This is a genomic window from Streptomyces sp. NPDC107528, assembly GCF_055639295.1.
Genome location: NZ_JBVKAV010000014.1, coordinates 83,523 through 101,648, shown reverse-complemented (window position 1 = coordinate 101,648; position 18,126 = coordinate 83,523). Strand labels below are relative to the sequence as shown.

Genomic DNA, 18,126 nt, shown 5'->3' with positions numbered 1-18,126 from the left:
AAACGCCGGACGGGCTGAAAGGCCCACTGCGGCTGTGACGCACGTCACTTATCTGGACTGAGTCCAAAATAAGATCGCCTCCGTATGAGTGCCCAGAAGCTGACGCAGGGGGCGTCAGCCGCCATACGGGGAGAAAACAGAATCATGGGCATGAACGCGACGTTCTCAAAGCGCCGTAAGAGCCTGATCGTCACCGCTGTCGCGGTGGCTGCCGCCGGTGGGGTCGCCGCCGCGGTGATTCCCGCCTTCGCCGCCGGAGGTGCCCGCGCCGACCACGCGGGTCACGCCGGAGGCGACGCGCAGGGGATCGTGAGCCGGAGTGGGACCGCCGCCGGCGCCGGAGGCACGGTCCTCGCCGCCGGCCTTCGGGGGGCGAACGAGGTGCCCGTGGCGGGCGGGCCCGCCGTCGGGGACAAGGACGGGGCCGCCGTGCAGTTCGTGAAGGTCAAGGGCGACAAGGTGTCCGTCGCCGTCGCCTGGCGCGGCACCGGCAAGCCCACCGCCCTTCACATCCACCAGGGCGCCAAGGGCACCAACGGCGGCATCAAGGTCGACTTCGGCGGACTCATCGGCAGGGAAAGCGGGCTCATCGCCGAGGAAAAGGGCAAGGGCAAGGGCGACGGCAAGGGCAACGGCACAAGCAAGGGGCACAGCCTCACCGGCACCGTCACCGTGAAGGACCGCGCCCTTCTCAACGCCCTCAAGACCGACCCGAGTTCCTTCTACGCCAACCTCCACACGGCCGAGTTCCCGGGCGGTGCCGTCCGGGGCCAGCTCCACAAGGTCACCGTCGCCAAGTTCGACTTCCGCGACGCGCTCGACAACTTCCAGGCATCCGTCATCGAGGGCAAGCAGATCTACGAGTGCAAGCCGGCCGAGGGCGGCGGGTACGCCTTCGCACAGCGGGACGTCAGTGCCGTACTCGGCGGCCGTATCGCGCACTCCTTCGTCGCCCCCAACTCCGGTACTCCGCAGTGGATCGCGCGGGACGGCAGTGCGGTGACGGGGGCCCTCATCTCCAAGACGCCCAACGGCGAACGGAACATCCCCGAGCTCGACCTGAAGGCCACCCAGTCCGGCGAGCACCGCGGCCTCCTCGCCGACACCGCCGAGATCCTGCGGCTGAACACCGTCGGCGGAATCGCCCCGGCCGGCTCCTGCACAGCCGGTGCGATCGTCGGGGTGCCGTACCAGGCGGACTACGTGTTCATCAACGGCTGATCCTGCCCGAAGAGCGGGCACGCACGGCGGCGTCTTCCGCACCGACCCCTACGGGTCGGGGGAGGCGCCGCCTTCGTGCGTCATACCGGAGGTGTACGCGGAGTTGGCTCCGAAGGTTGACGTATCTCTCCGGCCGATTTGGTCAGATGGAAACCACGGACAACACCACTCCTCACCGATTCGGGTGAGAATGGCGGCTCAGGGGTGGAGCAGTGCGGGGTCGAAAGACTCGCGGGCGACGAACGAGAAGGACAGCCGCCGCCGACGACGGAGGTAAGGCAGACATGGCACCGTACGAATCCGACGACAGTACGACCGCAGCGGAGGTCGACGACCACCGCGCGGGGCGGCGCAAGGCCGCGCGGTACGTCGTCCCGGTCGCGGTCGTGGGCGTCGCGGCGGCGACCATCGGGCTCGTCCCGGCGCTCGCCGACTCCGGCGACCCGGACCTGCCGAAGATCACCGCAGAGCAACTCATCGAGAAGATCGCGCAGTCGGACGTGCAGCAGCTGTCCGGCACCGTGAAGATCAGCACCGACCTGGGTCTGCCGGACCTCGGCGGGCTGGAGTCCAGCTTCGCCTCCGGCGCCATGGCGTCGGGCGCGGACGGCGGATCGTCCGCCGACCCGTCCGCCAAGCTCACCGAGCTGGCGTCCGGCACGCACACCCTGCGCGTCGCCCTCGACGGCGACGACAGGCAGAAGCTCTCCCTCCTGGAGAACGCGTCCGAGTACAGCCTCATCCACAACGGCAAGGACATCTGGGGCTACGACAGCAAGTCGAACGAGGTCTTCCACGGCACCGCGGAGGAGTCGAAGGACGGGCGCGGGAAGGAAGACGTTCCCGCCACGCCCAAGGACTTCGCCGAAGAGGCGCTCAAGTCGGTCGACGACACCACGTCCGTCACCGTCGACGGCACCGCACACGTCGCGGGCCGGGACGCGTACCGGCTGCTCATCAAGCCGAAGCAGGCCGGGACAACGGTCGGCGCGATCACCGTGGCCGTCGACGCCAAGACCGGCATGCCGCTGAAGTTCACGCTGACCCCGTCGAGCGGCGGCGCGGCCGTGATCGACGCCGGCTTCACGCAGGTCAGCTTCGCCAAGCCGGCCGCCTCCACCTTCGACTTCACCCCGCCCAAGGGTGCGAAGGTCACCGAGGAGGGCGAGCTGGAAGGCAAGGCCGGCGAGCGCCGCGGCCCCAAGTCCGAGGACGAGCTGCGCAAGGAGCTCGACAAGGAACTCGGCGGCCTGAAGTCCGAGGACAAGCACGGCAAGGCGTCCGGCGACGGTCCCGAGGTCATCGGCGAGGGCTGGAACTCCGTGGCCGTCTTCGACAACGCCGGCGAGGGCGTCCCCTCCGGCGCCGAGGTCGGCGGCGGCATGGGCGGCTTCCTCGACTCCCTGGGCGACAAGGTCACCGGCAAGTTCGGCTCGGGCACGGTCTTCAAGACCCGCCTGATCAACGCCCTGATCACGGACGACGGCAAGGTCTATGTGGGTGCGGTCGACAAGGACGCGCTCGTGAAGGCGGCCGACTCGGGGAAGTAGGCCCCAGCCGCAGCGGCGTGGGCGGCGTGGGCGGCGTGGGCGGCGTGGGCGGCGTACACGCGCCATCCCGCGCGTCATGCGCCGCCGCGCGTCACGCCACGAGGTGCCGAACGAGGTGCCGGAGGAGCCAAGGGAGCCCATGGAGGAACTGCCCGCCGCGGAGGGCGACGAGGTCGACAAGGCCGCCGATCACGTCGGCCCGGTCGGCCAGGCCGGTGGAGCCGAACCTTCGGCTCCGGTCGACGACATCGACACGGTGATCGCCACCCGCGCGCTCACCAAGCGCTACCGCGGCGGGCAGCTCGCCGTGGACGGTCTCGATCTGACCGTCCCGGCGGGCAGCGTCTTCGGCTTCCTCGGCCCGAACGGCTCGGGCAAGACCACCACCATCCGCATGCTGATGGGCCTCATCCAGCCCACCTCCGGTACCGCGCGCGTGCTCGGGCAGCCCATGCCCCGGTCATCGCGCGCGGTACTGCCGCACGTCGGCGCCCTCATCGAGGGACCCGCCCTGTACGGCTTCCTCTCCGGCCGCGACAACCTCATCCGGTACGACGCCGCCGACCCGACCGCCGATCCGCGCACCCGGCGCACACGTGTCTCGGCCGCGCTGGACCGGGTCGGCCTCGCAGCCGCGTCCGGCAAGAAGGCCAAGGCGTACTCGCTCGGCATGAAGCAGCGGCTGGGCCTCGCGGCCGCGCTGCTCCAGCCGCGCAGACTCCTCGTCCTCGACGAGCCGACCAACGGCCTCGATCCGCAGGGCATGCGCGAAATCCGCTCCCTGATACGGGAGTTGGCGTCGGAGGGTACGACCGTCTTCCTCTCCTCCCACCTCCTCGACGAGATCGAGCAGGTCTGCACGCACGCGGCCGTGATGGCCCAGGGTCGGCTGATCACCCAGGGCGCGGTCGCGGAGCTGGCGGCCGGGACACGCGGCCGGCTCGTCGTGACCACGCCCGACACCGGGGACGCGGCCCGGGTGCTGAAGGAGCAGGGCGCCGGTGACGTCGTCATCGCCGACGACCGGGTGACCGCGGAAGCTCCGAACCGGGACCTCGCCGACGTCAACGCGGCGTTGGTGTCGGCCGGAGTCCGCGTGCGGGGCTTCGGCGTTGAACGGGCCTCCCTGGAGGACGCGTTCGTGGCGCTCACGGGGGAAGGGTTCGATGTCGCAGGCTGAAGCGAAGACGCTGCCCGGTGGCGAGGTCGCGGGCGCCCGCAAGGTCAGTCCGCTGTGGACTTTCGGTCTCCTCCGCAGCGAACTGCTCACCACGTTCCGGCGCTGGCGCACCCTCGCGCTGCTCGCCGTCCTGGCGGCCGTGCCGATTCTGGTCGGAATCGCCGTGAAGATCGAGACGAGCGGCGACGGGGCGGCGGGAGGCGGTGGCCCGCAAGGCGGCGGGCCGGCGTTCATCTCGCAGATCACCAACAACGGCCTGTTCCTGGTCTTCACCGCGCTGGCCGCGACGCTCCCGTTCTTCCTGCCCATGGCCATCGGCGTCATCGCGGGCGACGCGATAGCCGGCGAGGCAAACGCGGGCACCCTCCGCTACCTCCTGGTCGCCCCCGCCGGCCGCACCCGCCTGCTCCTCACCAAGTACGCCACCACGATGGTCTTCTGCTTGGTGGCCACCCTCGTGGTCGCCGTCTCGGCGCTCACGGTCGGGGCGTTGCTCTTCCCGCTGGGTGACCTGACGACGATCTCCGGCACGCGGATCAGCTTCGCGGAGGGGCTGGGCCGCGCCCTGCTGATCGCCCTGGTCGTCGCCGCGTCCCTGATAGGTGTGGCGGCGCTCGGGCTGTTCGTCTCGACGCTGACCAGCAGCGGCATCGCGGCGATGGCGACGACGGTCGGCCTGCTGATCACCGTCCAGATCCTCGACCAGATCCCGCAGCTCCACGCGATCCAGCCGTACTTCTTCTCCCACCACTGGCTGTCCTTCGCCGACCTCATGCGCGAACCCGTGTACTGGGACGACCTGGTCAAGAACCTGGGGATCCAGGCCCTGTACGCGGCGGTGTTCGGCTCGGCGGCATGGGCGAGGTTCACGGCGAAGGACGTCACCGCGTAGGGGTCACTCCGTTTCGGTGGCAGCCGCTGCGGCTTCCGCAGTAGTCGTACCGGCTTCGGCAGACGGCACACCGGCTTCCGCAGCAGTCGTACCGGCTTCGGCAGAGGGCACACCGGCTTCCGCAGTAGTCGTACCGGCTTCGGCTGACGGCACACCGGCTTCCGCAGCAGTCACACCGACTTCGGCAGACGTCGCACCGGCTTCGGCAGACGTCACTCCGCTTCGTACGGGAACCGTGCGAGCGGTGCCTCCTGCGCGAAGAAGGTCTTCGCGCGGGCCAGGGCCTCGGCGTCGTTCAGCACATCACCGGGCTTGCTGCCGTTGCCGAGCAGCACCCCGCCGAAGCGCATCCGCATGTACGCGGCGGAGTTGCTGAGCGTCCCGACCAGCGGGTCGGCGACCTCCTGCTCCTCGTGCGCGAGCGCGGTGACGCCCCACAGGGTGCGCCCGGCCATGGTCGCCTTGAAGTCGATCCCGGGTGTGCGCAGCCAGCCCGACCAGTAGTCGAGGTAGCGCTTGACGGGGGCGGACACCGAATACCAGTACAGGGGCGAGGCGATCACGATGTCGGTGGCCGCGAGGGTGGCGTCGAGCAGCAGCGCCACGTTCCCCTGCGTGGGGCGCACATGGTCGCTGTCGTGCCGCAGATCCTCGAAGTCGGGCAGCGGATGTGCGGCCAGGTCGATCCACTGCTGCTCGACACCCTCGGGCAACTGCTCGGCGGCCCGGCGGGCCAGCAACTCGGTGTTGCCGTCGGAGCGGCTGCTGCCGAGGACGAACAGGAAACGGCGGGTCATGGGTCCCCCAAACGGTCGGCCCGTCATCAGGCCATGGTGGGCGTACGACAACTAAACGCATGTGCATTATATGCACACGCATTCAGATGCCGCTGACGGTTGGCCAAGGTCCGATATGTCTCTCGGCCGCCCCTGCCACTGCGAGCAACAGCGACTCCGCGCCGTGCGCCGCCACCAACTGGAGCCCGACTGGACACCCGTCCGGCCCGAACCCCGCCGGGATGCTGATCGCCGGATGCCCACTCAGGTTGAACGCCCAGGTGAGCGCGGTGGAGTACCGGTCGCCGGGGCCGGCGTGGCCGTGCGGCGGGGTGGGGGCGGTCGGCGTCAGCAGCAGCCGGGTTTCGGTGAAGAGGTCGGCCAGGCGGTTGTCGTTGCCGGCTCGGATCTGGTGAGTACCGGGGTCGGCGGGTGCGGGGGCTGGGGCTGGTCCTGGGGCGGGGGCGGCGTCCGGGGACCGCAGTGCGAGCCATGCCGGGGCCGGGTCGTCGAGGCGGAGCGGAGTCCGTGACCGTATGAGCCGCACAGCTCCGGCCTGGGCCAGCCGTACGGCTGCGGCGTGGGCGACGGCGACCACGTCCGGGTCGGGGGCGTCGAAGCCGAGGTCGGGTGACCACACGGCGGTCGGGACGTCGGGTTGGTCGGCCTTGTTGTGCGGGGCGGGATCGGGTGGCCCGGCGAGGCTGTCGTACGGGGCGGGATCGGGTGGCCCGGCGAGGCTGTCGAACGCGCCCGGACCGGGGGGCCCGGCGAGGCTGTCGTACGGGGCGGGATCGGGTGGCCCGGCGGGGCTGCCGTATGGCCCGACACCGGCTGGCCAGGCGAGGCTGTCGTACCCACCGGAACCGGGTGGCCTTTCCGCGTCGGCCTCTTCCCCCGACACCACGCTCCAGTACGCCGCCGCATCCGCCACACACCGCGCGAGCACTCCCGGCGCCATGAGCCCCGTGCGATCGGTGGACGGCAGCCGCCCGTAGCCGGCCTTGAGCCCGACGACCCCGCACCACGCCGCCGGAATCCGCACCGACCCGGCCCCGTCGCTCCCGGTCGCGAGGGGGACCAGCCCCGCCGCCACCGCCGCCGCGGACCCGGCCGAGGAGCCGCCCGGCGTACGGTCGTGGCGCCAAGGGTTGACGGTACGGCCGTAACGGCCAAGTCCCCAGGTCTGCCAGGGGGTTCCCGGCCCCGGGACCGACGTCGCCCCGACCGGCACACACCCCGCCGCGAGCAGGGGGCCCGCTGTCCGCAGTCCCCGCCGCCCCTTCACCCCGATCGGTACTCCGGCCAGTGGCAGCCGCTCACCCGCCACGACCCGTGCGTCCACCTCGCCGGCCCGCCGGAGCGCGTCCTCGCCCCACACCTCGATGAAGGCGGAGAGGGTGGGGTCGGCTCGCTCGATCCGTTCGAGGGCCTCCGCGACGACGTCGACGGCGTGGAGGGTGCGCGAGCGTACGGCCGCGGCGATCTCTACGGCCGACAGGGCGGCGGGACCGGAACCGGGGCCGGGACCGGGACCGAGGGCGGGACCGGGACCGGGACCGGGGGCGGATACGGATGCGGGATCAGGGTCTGGGCCGGGGGTGGGGGTCATGGGGTGATTCTCCGCGAGGCCCTCGCAGGGCTGCTGCTCACGGTCGGCCTGAGCCACCGGCCACCCGGCCGGCCTGAGCCACCGGCCACCCGGCCGACCTGCGCCCCAGACGCCCGCCCGACCGAGCCCCCGACCTGAACCGCCGGCCCCTGCGAAGGCGCCCCGTCGACCTCAGCGACAGTGCCCCGTCACCTGAACCGTCGACCTCAGCGACAGTGCCCCGTCACCTGAACCGTCGACCTCAGCGAGAGCGTCCCGTCGACCTCAGCGAGAGCGCCCCGTCGCAGCGAAAACACCCCGCCGGCCTCAGCGAGAAGACCCCGTCAACCGAGCCAACGCCGCCGCCTCCCGTGGCACCTGTCCGCCCAGTTCACCGAGCCGCCAGGCAGCCACCCACGGCACCCGGTACACGTCGATGACCGACTCGATCACCTTGACGCGCTCGGCGAGCGGTCGTGGCAGTCGGCCCGGCGCGTCCGCGACCAGGACGACGGCATCGAGATCGAGCCCGTGCGGAGCCTCCCCGCGTCGAAAGACCTCCAGGGCACCCAGGGCCGCGGCCAGCCCGGCCGCATGCGTGCGGGCCACGAGCAGCACCGACGGGGGATCGGCGGGCCCGGGCCAGTTGCGTCCGCAGTCGTGGCCGCCGTACACCGCGGCGAGAGTGGAGGCACCCGCTCCGCCGTGCACGCCGACCCAGGAGAAGCGCCGGGGCGTGACGGCGGCAGGGGAGGGCGAGGGCTCCTCGGGCAGGGCCACCGGCCCGCGGATCCAGATCTCCGGCCCCGGCTCGGACCACCCGTGCTGCGCGTGCATGTCAGTTCGCATGCCCGCACTCCTCCTCCCACGCGATTGATCTTGGCGCCAGGCATGAGAACGCTGTGACGTGGCACAAGCTCCTGGAACGAGTCTGTGACGCCCCGGTGACGCCCGCGCCGGGCGGTACCGGAGAGACTCGACAGTACGTGTACGACGTGTCCGAAGTACGTGTACGACGTGTCCGACCTGTACGACCGGATGTTGATGCCGGGGAAGCCGTACCCGACAGCGTGAGGGAGCACCATGGAGCCCGAACGTGCTGTCGGCGAAACCCCCGACACATGCGAGTGAGGGAAGCGATGTCTCGACTGAGCCGCGCGATGAAGCGGGAACAGAAACGCGCCGCGGCCATAGCGGCCCCCGTGGCCGCGCCGATCGACGTACGCGTCCCTGCCGGTGGTCCGGGCGCGGGTGGTGCGTCGATCGGTGGCGTACCCGTCAGCGCGGTTGCGGGTGAGGAGATCCAGCAGACCGTCCTGACCCATCTCCAGCGCATCGCCGTCGCCGCCGGGCATTCCGTGCACGCCACGATCCATGACGAGCGGATCGGATACGTCGTGCCGCTGCGGGTGGAGGCGGATGGGTCCAGTCACTTCACGGCCGAGCCCGTGCGGACGCCTCCTGCGCCTCCGACGCCTCCGACGCCTCCGACGTCACCGAGCGAGTCCCCGGTGCCGGCGGAAGCCGTACGGCCCCCTGCGGCCCCGCCCGCCCCGTCCGCGCCCTCGGCATCACAGCCCGAGCCGCCCGCCGCGCAGCCCGTCCCGCCCGTGCCACCCGCGCCGCTCCCGTCGGATCAGGCTCCTCATCGGGACAGGCCCACGCATGTCCTACGACCGCTGCAGGACCCGGCACCGGAGGTGTCGCCCACGTTCCGTCTGCGCGCGCTGCCCGAGCCGGTCGGGGACGGGGACGCCGTACCCGGCACGGTCCCACCGCCGCTGGGGGAGTTCGGCCCACCGCCGTCCATGGACGCGTGGCCGGAGCCGGCGGACCTGCCCGCCCCGACCCCTGCCGCCGCCTCGACCTCCACTTCGGCCCGGGTCGTCCCCGACCCCGTCCTCGTCCCCGACCCCACCCCCGAGCTCGACTCCAAGCCCACCCCGCCTCGCGGTTTCGACGCCGTGGCCGAAGCCGTCCTCGGGGACGCGCCTCCGGCCGCGACCACCGACGCCTCGCCGTTCGCGGAGCAGATGGCGCAGGTCAACGAGGCCGTGAAGGAGGGGCGGACCACGGAGGCGACGGAGCTGGCGGAGCGGACCGTGGCCCAGGCGTCGGCGGTGCTGGGGCTTGAGCACCCCGAGGTGCTCGGGATGCGTGAACTCGCCGCGTACATCGCCTACCTGGGGGGCGACCCGGAGCGTGCGTTCGCGCTCGCCCTCGACGTGGCCCGGACGCACCACCGCACCCGCGACGCGGAGGCGGCGTACGGCAGCCTCCACGGCGCGGCCACGGCATGGCGGGCGGTACGGGACCCGGCCCTGGGCCTGGCCCTGGGCCGGGACCTGCTCGCGCTGTGGGACGAGCTGATGGCGGAGGGCGGCTCGGCCGCCGAGGAGGCCGAGGAGCTGGAGTCGGCCCGCGCCCGCATGGACCGCCTCACCGCCCGAGCCGCCAAGTCGACCGAACCGCCCGCCGGGTGATGACCCGAGTCGCCGCTCGGGACTCGAATCAACCCGGTGCCTTACTGCCTCATTGCGCTGCTGCCTTTCTGCCTTTCTGCCTTACTCAGAGAGCTCCCACACCGCATACGCGACCGCGTCGCTGTTGCGGTTCAGGGCCGTGTCGTTGATGTTGGACGTGTTGTCGCAGGACGAGTGGTAGCAGCGGTCGAAGGACTGCCCGGACGTGCCGCCCCACTTGGCCGCCTGCGCCGCTGTCTTCGTGCGGCTGGCCCCGGTGAACAGCCCGCCCACCGGCACGCCCGCGCTCTTGAACGGCGCGTGGTCGGAGCGGCCGTCGCCCTCGGTTTCGATCTCGGTCGCGACGCCGAGGCCGGCGTAGTAGTCCTTGAAGGTCTTCTCGATCGCGGGGTCGTCGTCGTAGACGAAGTAGCCGGGGTTGGGCGAGCCGATCATGTCGAAGTTCAGGTAGCCGCTGATCTTCGCGCGGTTGGCTGAGGAGAGGTTGTTGACGTAGTAGCGGGAGCCGACGAGCCCCAGCTCCTCCGCGCCCCACCAGGCGAACCGCAGATGCTTGGTGGGCTGGTAGCCGGCCCGTGACACGGCGAGCGCGGTCTCCAGGACCGCCGCCGAGCCGGAGCCGTTGTCGTTGATGCCGGGACCGGAGGAGACGCTGTCGAGGTGCGAGCCGGCCATGACGACCTGGTTGGTGTCGCCGCCGGGCCAGTCGGCGATCAGGTTGTAGCCGGTACGGCCGGAGGACGTGAACTGCTGGATGGCGGTGATGTACCCGGCGGCGTCCAGCTTCGCCTTCACATAGTCGAGGGAGGCCTTGTAGCCGGGGCGGCCGTGGGCGCGGTTGCCGCCGTTGGCGGCGGCTATGGACTGGAGCTGGGTGAGGTGGGCCTTCACGCTCGCCACGGGTATGTCGGGCGCGGCGGCGACGGAGGGCGCGGGTGCCGCGCCGGCTATGGATCCGCCGGTCAGCAGCAGGACGGCCGCGACGGTACCGGCCGTCATCGCGCGCCCGGAGACGGAGAGCTTCATGTGGGGGGCTCCGAATTCCAGGAGGCCCCCTGTGGGATGGCCACAGGGGAGCCACAGTGAATGGGGTGCCTGGATCGTGGAGCTAAGCCTGACTCTCCGTCAAGAGAGCTGTGAGTGCAGGAAGTTCGGGCAGGGGAAGGGCATCCTTCGGGTGGAGAAGGGGAATGAGGACATCCCCGGCGGGCCTCACTGCACGCAGAACTCGTTCCCCTCCGGATCCGCCATCACCGCCCACTCCCCGCCCGGCTCCTTCACGTGCCGCAGCACACTCGCCCCCAGCCCCTGCAGCCGCTGGACCTCGCTCTCGCGCTCCCCGGCCGCCGCGTGCAGATCGAGATGGAGCCGGTTCTTGACGGACTTCGCCTCCGGCACGCGCTGGAACAGCACCCGCCGCCCGAGCCCGGTCCCGCTGTCCTTGTCGAACGGGTCGTCCGGATGCCGTACGGCCACCAGGTCCCGGAAGGCGAGACGTGCGTGGAACTCGACGACGTCCTCCCGCGGCAGCACGCCGAGCTCCAGCAGCCGCTCGATGAACGCCCCGTTGTCCTCGACCTCGTAGTGCAGCGCGGCGGCCCAGAAGTCGGCCTGCGACTGGGGGTTGCCGCTGTCGACGACGAGCTTCCAGTGGAGGGGGGTGGGGGCGGACGGGGATTTCGGTGCCTGTGTCATGCGACCACTCATAGGGGGTGGGGGAGGGGGCCGCAATGAGAATCGCCGGGGTGGGGCAGTCTCGGTTCGTCCGGTGTCCGCCGGGGTGGGGCAGTCTCGGTTCGTCCGGTGTCCGCCGGTGCGGGCAGTCTCGGCCTGCCCGGTGTTTCAGGCGTCCACCGCGGCGGACGCCGGCTTCTCCACCCGCGGCACGCTGAGCCGAGCCACCCTGCCCCTGTGCGCGGAGCGCCACGCGTCGGCCGTCAGCAAGGTCAGCGCCAGCCACACCAGCGCGAACCCGGCCCACCGCTCGGCGGGCATCGCCTCATGGAAGTACAGGATGCCGAGCAGGAACTGGAAGACCGGCGCCAGGTACTGCAGCAGTCCCAGCGTCGACAGCGGTACGCGTATCGCGGCCGCGCCGAAGCAGACGAGCGGCAGGGCGGTGACGACGCCGGTGGCCGCGAGCAGGGCCACATGTCCGGGCCCCTGAGAGGTGAACGTCGACTCCCCGCGCGCCCCCAGCCACGCCAGATATGCAACGGCCGGCAGGAACTGGATCGCGGTCTCCGCGGCCAGCGACTCGACGCCGCCGAGGTTGACCTTCTTCTTCACCAGCCCGTACGTGGCGAAGGAGAAGGCGAGGACGAGGGAGATCCACGGCAGCCGGCCGTACCCGACGGTCAGCACGATCACGGCCGCGAAGCCGACCCCGACCGCCGCCCACTGCACCGGCCGCAGCCGCTCCTTCAGCAGCAGCACGCCCATCGCGATGGTGACGAGCGGATTGATGAAATACCCAAGGGATGCCTCGACCACGTGTCCCGAGTTCACGGACCAGATGTAGACGCCCCAGTTGACGGTGATCACGGCCGCGGCAACGGTGACCAGCGCCAGCCGCCGCGGCTGCCGTATCAGCTCACCCGCCCAGGCCCAGCGCCGCACGAACACCAGCGCGACCGCCACGAAGACGAGGGACCAGGCCATCCGGTGCGCGAGGATCTCGACCGCGCCGGCGGGCTTCAGCAGGGGCCAGAACAGGGGAACGAGCCCCCACATCCCATACGCGGCGAAGCCGTTCAGCAGTCCTATACGCCGCTCTCCCTGCGACTTCCCGCTCACGGCCCCTCCTTCGCGCACACACCGGACCGCGCCCATACGACGGTCTGCACGAAGGTAACGCCGAATGCCCCCGCCTGTCATGCCCGTATCGCCATACGGTCATGACAGGCGGGGGTGGAGCGCCCAGATGAACTGAGGGGAGTCAGTTCATGGGAGCTCAGGCCTTGAGGCCGGCCGCGATCGCCTCGGCCAGCGGCGTGGTCGGGCGGCCGGCCAGGCGGGACAGGTCCCCGCTGGTGACGACCAGCTCGCCCTTCTCGATGGAGGCGTCCACACCGGCCAGGATCACGGCGAACGGCTCGGGCATCCCGGCGCCGGCCAGGATGCCGACGAGGGCGTCCGTGGAGACGGCGTTTTCGGCGATCTCCTTGCCGGTCTGCCGGCTCAGCTCGGCGGCGTACTCGGCGAGGCTCCACGCGACGTCGCCGCCCAGCTCGTACGTCTTGTTCTCGTGCCCCTCGCCAGTCAGTACGGCGACGGCGGCCGCAGCGTAGTCGGCGCGGGAGGCGGAGGAGACGCGGCCCTCGCCGGCGGCGTGGGTGACGGCGTTGTACTGCAGCACCGGGGCGAGGTTCTCGGTGTAGTTCTCGTGGTACCAGCCGTTGCGCAGCAACGCGTACGGCAGCCCGGACTCCACGAGCGCCTTCTCGGTGCCGCGGTGGTCGTCGGCGAGGGCGGCCGTGAGGCTGCCGGGGGCGCTGGTGTAGGCGAGCAGGGCGACACCGGCGGCCTTGGCGGCGTCGATGACGGCCTTGTGCTGGCCGACCCGGTCGTTGCCGACCTCGCTGCCGGATATGAGCAGCACCTTGTCGCCGGCCGCGAACAGTCCGTCGAAGGTCTCGGGCGTGTTGTAGTCGGCGACGGCGATCTTCACGCCGCGCTCGGCGAGGTCGGCGACCTTCTCGGGGGTGCGGACGACGGCGGTGACCTGGTCGGCCGGAACCTTCTCCAGCAACTGCTCCACGACGTGGCGGCCGAGGTGTCCGGTGGCTCCGGTGACGACGATGCTCATGATCAGAACTCCTTGTGGGATGTGTTGGCACTAACCCTAGGAGGTGCACTAACTTGACGAAAGTACCCACTTTGAAGTAAGGTACTGGCATGGCAGTAAGTGACATGGCGAGTGCGACGGCGAGCAAGTACGACATCGGCGAGCAGATGTGCCCCTACCGCCTGGTCCTGGAGCACGTCACCAGCCGCTGGGGCGTCCTCGTCCTGATCGAACTGATGGAGCGCCCCTACCGCTTCAGCGAACTGCGCCGGGCGATCGGCCGGGTCAGCGAGAAGATGCTGACCCAGACCCTCCAGACCCTGGAGCGGGACGGCCTGATCCACCGCGACGCCCAGCCGGTGATCCCTCCGCGGGTCGACTACTCCCTGACCGACCTGGGCCGCGAGGCGGCGGAACAGGTGCGCGGACTGGCACTGTGGACCAAGGACCGGATGGGAGACGTGCAGAAGGCGCGGGTCGCGTACGACGCGCGCAAGAGCGGCGCCTGAACGGCAGGTCCGAGGACCCGGCCGGAACGACCGAGGGCCCGGATGCCGTACGACACCCAGGCCCTCGACTCTTTCCGAACGTGCCGGTCAGCCCACCACCGTCCAGGTGTCCCCACCCGCCAGCAGCGCAGCCAGGTCCCCCTTGCCGTTCTGCTCGATAGCCGTGTCCAACTGGTCGGCCATCTGCGTGTCGTACACCGGGCGCTCCACCGAGCGCAGCACACCGATCGGGGTGTGGTGCAGGGTGTCCGGATCGGCCAGGCGGGACAAGGCGAAGGCCGTGGTCGGGGATGCGCAGTGGGCGTCGTGGACGAGGATCTGCGACTCGTTCTCCGGGGTCACGGTGACGACCTTCAGGTCGCCCGTCTGCGGGTCCCGTACGACGCCGCGCGCACCGTCGGTGCCGAAGCGAATCGGCTGTCCGTGCTCCAGCCGGATCACGGCCTCCTCGGCCTGCTGCTTGTCCTTGAGAACCTCGAAGGCGCCGTCGTTGAAGATGTTGCAGTTCTGGTAGATCTCGATCAGCGCCGTACCCCGGTGGGCGGCCGCCTCGCGCAGTACCTGGGTGAGGTGCTTGCGGTCGGAGTCCACCGTGCGCGCCACGAAGGACGCCTCCGCGCCGATGGCCAGGGACACCGGGTTGAAGGGCGCGTCCAGCGAGCCCATCGGCGTCGACTTGGTCACCTTGCCGACCTCGGAGGTCGGGGAGTACTGGCCCTTCGTCAAGCCGTAGATCCGGTTGTTGAACAGCAGAATCTTGAGGTTGACATTGCGGCGCAGGGCGTGGATCAGATGGTTGCCGCCGATCGACAGCGCATCACCGTCGCCCGTGACCACCCACACGCTCAGGTCCCGGCGCGACGTGGCCAGCCCCGTCGCGATCGCGGGGGCGCGGCCGTGGATGGAGTGCATGCCGTACGTGTTCATGTAGTACGGGAAGCGGGACGAACAGCCGATGCCCGAGACGAAGACGATGTTCTCCTTGGCCAGGCCCAGCTCCGGCATGAAGCCCTGAACCGCGGCGAGGATCGCGTAGTCACCGCAGCCGGGGCACCAGCGCACTTCCTGATCGGACTTGAAGTCCTTCATGGACTGGCGGGCCTCGGCCTTGGGGATGAGCGAAAGTGCCTCGATCGTGCCCGTGCCTTCCGTGGACGTCTCAGGCATCGATGGCCTCCTTGAGAGCCTTGGCGAGCTGCTCCGCCTTGAACGGCATGCCGTTGACCTGGTTGTACGAGTGGGCATCCACCAGGTATCTCGCCCGGACCAGAGTGGCGAGCTGGCCGAGGTTCATCTCGGGGATCACCACCTTCTCGTAGCGTCCGAGTACCGCGCCCAGGTTGTGCGGGAACGGGTTCAGATGGCGCAGATGCGCCTGCGCGATCGACTCGCCGGCGGTGCGCAGCCGACGGACCGCGGCCGTGATCGGGCCGTACGTCGACCCCCAGCCCAGCACCAGCGTCTTCGCCTCGTGCGGGTCGTCGACCTCCAGGTCGGGCACCTCGATGCCGTCGATCTTGGCCTGGCGGGTGCGGACCATGAAGTCGTGGTTGGCCGGGGCGTAGGAGATGTTGCCCGTGCCGTCCTCCTTCTCGATGCCGCCGATCCGGTGCTCCAGGCCCGGAGTGCCCGGGACCGCCCACGGCCGGGCGAGGGTCTGCGGATCGCGCTTGTACGGCCAGAAGACCTCGCTGCCGTCCTCCAGGGTGTGGTTCGGGCCCTGCGCGAACTGCACCGTCAGATCCGGCAGCTCCTCCAGCTCGGGGATCCGCCACGGCTCCGAGCCGTTGGCCAGATAACCGTCCGACAGCAGCATCACCGGAGTGCGGTACGTCAACGCGATCCGCGCCGCCTCCAGGGCTGCGTCGAAGCAGTCGGCCGGGGTGCACGGGGCGACGATCGGGATCGGCGCCTCGCCGTTACGGCCGAACATCGCCTGCAACAGGTCCGCCTGCTCCGTCTTCGTCGGCAGCCCCGTCGAGGGCCCGCCGCGCTGGATGTCGATCACCAGCAGCGGCAGCTCCAGCGACACCGCAAGCCCGATCGTCTCCGACTTCAGCGCCACACCGGGGCCGGAGGTCGTGGTCACCGCCAGCGAGCCGCCGAAGGCCGCACCCAGCGCCGCGCCGATGCCCGCGATCTCGTCCTCGGCCTGGAAGGTCCGCACACCGAAGTTCTTGTGCCGGCTCAGCTCGTGCAGGATGTCCGAGGCCGGGGTGATCGGATACGAGCCCAGGTAGAGCGGCAGGTCCGCCTGGCGGGACGCGGCGATCAGACCGTAGGACAGGGCGAGGTTCCCGGAGATGTTGCGGTAGGTGCCGACCGGGAAGGCCGTCGTCGCCGGGGCGATCTCGTAGGAGACGGCGAAGTCCTCGGTCGTCTCGCCGAAGTTCCAGCCCGCGTGGAAGGCCGCGATGTTCGCCGCCGCGATCTCCGGCTTCTTGGCGAACTTCGCCGTCAGGAACTTCTCGGTGCCCTCCGTCGGCCGGTGGTACATCCAGCTCAGCAGGCCCAACGCGAACATGTTCTTGCTGCGCTCGGCCTCCTTGCGGGTGAGGTCGAACTCCTTGAGCGCCTCGACCGTCAGCGTCGTCAGCGGCACCGGATGGAGGCTGTAGCCGTCGAGCGAGCCGTCCTCCAGGGGGCTGGTGTCATAGCCCACCTTCTGCATCGCCCGTTTGGTGAACTCGTCCGTGTTGACGATGATCTCCGCGCCGCGCGGAAGATCGCCGATGTTGGCCTTCAGCGCCGCCGGGTTCATCGCGACCAGCACGTTCGGCGCGTCGCCCGGAGTCAGGATGTCGTGGTCGGCGAAGTGCAGCTGAAAGGAGGACACGCCGGGCAGGGTGCCGGCGGGAGCGCGAATCTCGGCCGGGAAGTTCGGCAACGTCGACAGGTCGTTGCCGAAGGACGCCGTTTCCGAGGTGAAACGGTCGCCGGTGAGCTGCATACCGTCGCCCGAGTCCCCCGCGAAACGAATGATCACCCGGTCCAGCCGGCGGACGTCCTTCGTCCCTGCCGGTTTGCGCTGCTCTCCCACGACGGCTTCGTCGGCCTGCTCCGCTGGGCTACTGACCTGGCTGGTCACTGAACTGGACCTCCTTCGAGGCGGCTGTCTGCGCATGGCCTTCCCGCAAGCCTTCCCAGGATCAACCCTACGTCCGCAAAGGTCGCCCTCCCTGGGCCATTCGCATGACGGACGCGGGTTTGACCTGGTTCGCCACCCTGACTTGTCATGGTTTACACGCCCCCCGACGCTTCTTTTGAAGACGCTCCCTGCCCATTGTTCGGTTGCCGCGTTCGTGCTTGTCGGTCGGCCTGCTCGGTGGGCGCCGCGCGAACGGTTGCCCATTTGACTGACACGGTGTCAGTCCGTCAGGAGTTCAGATAGGTGAGGACCGCAAGAACGCGACGGTGATCCCCGTCACTCTGGGACAGCCCGAGCTTGAGGAAGATGTTGCTGACGTGCTTCTCGACGGCGCCGTCGCTCACCACCAGCTGCCGGGCGATCGCGGAGTTGGTCCGCCCCTCCGCCATCAGTCCCAGGACCTCCCGCTCCCGCGGGGTGAGCCTCGCCAGCACGTCCTGCTTACGGCTGCGGCCGAGGAGCTGCGCGACGACCTCCGGGTCGAGGGCCGTACCCCCCTGGGCCACCCGCACGACGGCGTCCACGAACTCCCGAACCTCCGCCACGCGGTCCTTGAGCAGATAGCCGACTCCACGGCTGGAACCGGCCAGCAGTTCCGTGGCGTACCGCTCCTCCACGTACTGCGACAGCACGAGTACCCCGAGTCCGGGGTGCGTCTTGCGCAGCTGCACGGCCGCCCGCACCCCCTCGTCGGTGTGCGTCGGCGGCATTCTGACGTCCGCCACCACCACATCCGGCAGCTCGCCCAGCCCGTCCAGCTCCGTGATGGTCTTGATCAACGCTTCGCCGTCCCCGACACCGGCCACGACCTCGTGCCCACGGTCGGTCAACAGCCGGGTCAGCCCCTCCCTGAGCAGCACCGAATCCTCGGCGATGACCACCCGCACCCTGTCCTCCACGATCCCCGGCCCCCCGTGCCTCGGCATTCGGCCGAGCGTCTCTCGGCCCTGTCGTCCTCGCGACCTCAGTATCCCGCGATCTGCTCTCCG

The 18,126-nt window shown here is 70.3% G+C and carries 16 protein-coding genes; 6 read left to right on the top strand and 10 right to left on the bottom strand.

The window, feature by feature from the left end:
- Positions 1-144 precede the first annotated feature (144 nt).
- The 4 genes from ACZ7L5_RS37545 to ACZ7L5_RS37530 all read left to right on the top strand — a co-directional run bounded on the left by ACZ7L5_RS37545 (position 145) and on the right by ACZ7L5_RS37530 (position 4,843).
- Positions 145-1,221 (top strand): CHRD domain-containing protein, encoded by a 1,077-nt coding sequence (locus ACZ7L5_RS37545; protein WP_471522693.1) that lies wholly within the window; start codon positions 145-147, stop codon positions 1,219-1,221.
- A gap of 284 nt (positions 1,222-1,505) precedes the next feature.
- Positions 1,506-2,771 (top strand): LolA family protein, encoded by a 1,266-nt coding sequence (locus ACZ7L5_RS37540; protein ID WP_471522691.1) that lies wholly within the window; start codon positions 1,506-1,508, stop codon positions 2,769-2,771.
- A 139-nt stretch (positions 2,772-2,910) separates the two neighbouring features.
- Positions 2,911-3,951: an ABC transporter ATP-binding protein gene (locus tag ACZ7L5_RS37535; RefSeq protein ID WP_471522940.1), complete on the top strand. Its 1,041-nt coding sequence runs from the start codon at positions 2,911-2,913 to the stop codon at positions 3,949-3,951.
- Positions 3,938-4,843, top strand: coding sequence for an ABC transporter permease (locus tag ACZ7L5_RS37530; protein WP_471522689.1), 906 nt, complete (start codon positions 3,938-3,940; stop codon positions 4,841-4,843). Before ACZ7L5_RS37535 ends, ACZ7L5_RS37530 begins: the two co-directional genes overlap by 14 nt.
- A gap of 212 nt (positions 4,844-5,055) precedes the next feature.
- Here the strand turns inward: ACZ7L5_RS37530 and ACZ7L5_RS37525 are convergent, their stop codons facing one another.
- The 3 genes from ACZ7L5_RS37525 to ACZ7L5_RS37515 form a co-directional block, all read right to left on the bottom strand.
- On the bottom strand, positions 5,056-5,640 hold the full coding sequence (locus tag ACZ7L5_RS37525; protein ID WP_471522687.1) for a flavodoxin family protein: 585 nt from the start codon (positions 5,638-5,640) through the stop codon (positions 5,056-5,058).
- An 82-nt stretch (positions 5,641-5,722) separates the two neighbouring features.
- On the bottom strand, positions 5,723-7,231 hold the full coding sequence (locus ACZ7L5_RS37520; protein ID WP_471522685.1) for an amidase: 1,509 nt from the start codon (positions 7,229-7,231) through the stop codon (positions 5,723-5,725).
- Between the two features lie 306 nt (positions 7,232-7,537).
- The gene (locus ACZ7L5_RS37515; RefSeq protein ID WP_471522683.1) at positions 7,538-8,059 is read right to left on the bottom strand and encodes a DUF6668 family protein; all 522 of its coding nucleotides are present in this window, start codon (positions 8,057-8,059) and stop codon (positions 7,538-7,540) included.
- A gap of 290 nt (positions 8,060-8,349) precedes the next feature.
- Here ACZ7L5_RS37515 and ACZ7L5_RS37510 point away from each other — a divergent pair, with 290 nt between their 5' ends.
- Positions 8,350-9,693: a tetratricopeptide repeat protein gene (locus ACZ7L5_RS37510; protein WP_471522681.1), complete on the top strand. Its 1,344-nt coding sequence runs from the start codon at positions 8,350-8,352 to the stop codon at positions 9,691-9,693.
- An 81-nt stretch (positions 9,694-9,774) separates the two neighbouring features.
- Here the strand turns inward: ACZ7L5_RS37510 and ACZ7L5_RS37505 are convergent, their stop codons facing one another.
- The 4 genes from ACZ7L5_RS37505 to ACZ7L5_RS37490 form a co-directional block, all read right to left on the bottom strand.
- Complete coding sequence (locus ACZ7L5_RS37505; protein WP_471522679.1) at positions 9,775-10,719, bottom strand: M28 family metallopeptidase; 945 nt, start codon at positions 10,717-10,719, stop codon at positions 9,775-9,777.
- 186 nt (positions 10,720-10,905) lie between these two features.
- Positions 10,906-11,388, bottom strand: coding sequence for a VOC family protein (locus ACZ7L5_RS37500; RefSeq protein ID WP_328879971.1), 483 nt, complete (start codon positions 11,386-11,388; stop codon positions 10,906-10,908).
- Positions 11,389-11,535: 147 nt separating this feature from the next.
- Complete coding sequence (gene rarD, locus ACZ7L5_RS37495) at positions 11,536-12,489, bottom strand: EamA family transporter RarD (RefSeq protein ID WP_471522677.1); 954 nt, start codon at positions 12,487-12,489, stop codon at positions 11,536-11,538.
- Positions 12,490-12,646: 157 nt separating this feature from the next.
- Positions 12,647-13,501, bottom strand: a complete 855-nt coding sequence (locus ACZ7L5_RS37490) for an SDR family oxidoreductase (RefSeq protein ID WP_471522675.1) — start codon at positions 13,499-13,501, stop codon at positions 12,647-12,649.
- Between the two features lie 89 nt (positions 13,502-13,590).
- Here ACZ7L5_RS37490 and ACZ7L5_RS37485 point away from each other — a divergent pair, with 89 nt between their 5' ends.
- Entirely contained in the window at positions 13,591-13,989 is a 399-nt protein-coding gene (locus tag ACZ7L5_RS37485; protein ID WP_362388518.1) for a winged helix-turn-helix transcriptional regulator, read from the top strand.
- An 87-nt stretch (positions 13,990-14,076) separates the two neighbouring features.
- Here ACZ7L5_RS37485 and ACZ7L5_RS37480 read toward each other — a convergent pair whose 3' ends face one another.
- The 3 genes from ACZ7L5_RS37480 to ACZ7L5_RS37470 form a co-directional block, all read right to left on the bottom strand.
- A complete protein-coding gene (locus tag ACZ7L5_RS37480; RefSeq protein WP_363038061.1) occupies positions 14,077-15,156 on the bottom strand; it encodes a 2-oxoacid:ferredoxin oxidoreductase subunit beta in 1,080 nt (359 codons plus the stop codon).
- Positions 15,149-17,077 carry a 2-oxoacid:acceptor oxidoreductase subunit alpha gene (locus ACZ7L5_RS37475; RefSeq protein WP_471522672.1) on the bottom strand — a complete coding sequence of 643 codons (1,929 nt, stop codon included), beginning with the start codon at positions 17,075-17,077 and terminating at the stop codon, positions 15,149-15,151. The genes ACZ7L5_RS37480 and ACZ7L5_RS37475 overlap by 8 nt, the downstream gene beginning before the upstream one ends.
- Positions 17,078-17,364: 287 nt before the next feature.
- Complete coding sequence (locus tag ACZ7L5_RS37470; protein WP_328879965.1) at positions 17,365-18,063, bottom strand: response regulator transcription factor; 699 nt, start codon at positions 18,061-18,063, stop codon at positions 17,365-17,367.
- Positions 18,064-18,126: the final 63 nt, after the last annotated feature.

What these genes read in the sequence shown, in the direction of transcription:
- ACZ7L5_RS37540 (WP_471522691.1), top strand. Translation starts at nt 1,506, where the DNA reads ATGGCACCGTACGAATCCGACGACAGTACGACCGCAGCGGAGGTCGAC.
- ACZ7L5_RS37535 (WP_471522940.1), top strand. Translation starts at nt 2,911, where the DNA reads ATGGAGGAACTGCCCGCCGCGGAGGGCGACGAGGTCGACAAGGCCGCC.
- ACZ7L5_RS37500 (WP_328879971.1), bottom strand. Translation starts at nt 11,388, where the DNA reads ATGACACAGGCACCGAAATCCCCGTCCGCCCCCACCCCCCTCCACTGG.
- ACZ7L5_RS37505 (WP_471522679.1), bottom strand. Translation starts at nt 10,719, where the DNA reads ATGAAGCTCTCCGTCTCCGGGCGCGCGATGACGGCCGGTACCGTCGCG.
- ACZ7L5_RS37520 (WP_471522685.1), bottom strand. Translation starts at nt 7,231, where the DNA reads ATGACCCCCACCCCCGGCCCAGACCCTGATCCCGCATCCGTATCCGCC.
- ACZ7L5_RS37470 (WP_328879965.1), bottom strand. Translation starts at nt 18,063, where the DNA reads ATGCCGAGGCACGGGGGGCCGGGGATCGTGGAGGACAGGGTGCGGGTG.
- ACZ7L5_RS37485 (WP_362388518.1), top strand. Translation starts at nt 13,591, where the DNA reads ATGGCAGTAAGTGACATGGCGAGTGCGACGGCGAGCAAGTACGACATC.
- ACZ7L5_RS37515 (WP_471522683.1), bottom strand. Translation starts at nt 8,059, where the DNA reads ATGCGAACTGACATGCACGCGCAGCACGGGTGGTCCGAGCCGGGGCCG.
- ACZ7L5_RS37530 (WP_471522689.1), top strand. Translation starts at nt 3,938, where the DNA reads ATGTCGCAGGCTGAAGCGAAGACGCTGCCCGGTGGCGAGGTCGCGGGC.
- ACZ7L5_RS37545 (WP_471522693.1), top strand. Translation starts at nt 145, where the DNA reads ATGGGCATGAACGCGACGTTCTCAAAGCGCCGTAAGAGCCTGATCGTC.
- ACZ7L5_RS37525 (WP_471522687.1), bottom strand. Translation starts at nt 5,640, where the DNA reads ATGACCCGCCGTTTCCTGTTCGTCCTCGGCAGCAGCCGCTCCGACGGC.
- ACZ7L5_RS37480 (WP_363038061.1), bottom strand. Translation starts at nt 15,156, where the DNA reads ATGCCTGAGACGTCCACGGAAGGCACGGGCACGATCGAGGCACTTTCG.
- ACZ7L5_RS37490 (WP_471522675.1), bottom strand. Translation starts at nt 13,501, where the DNA reads ATGAGCATCGTCGTCACCGGAGCCACCGGACACCTCGGCCGCCACGTC.
- ACZ7L5_RS37510 (WP_471522681.1), top strand. Translation starts at nt 8,350, where the DNA reads ATGTCTCGACTGAGCCGCGCGATGAAGCGGGAACAGAAACGCGCCGCG.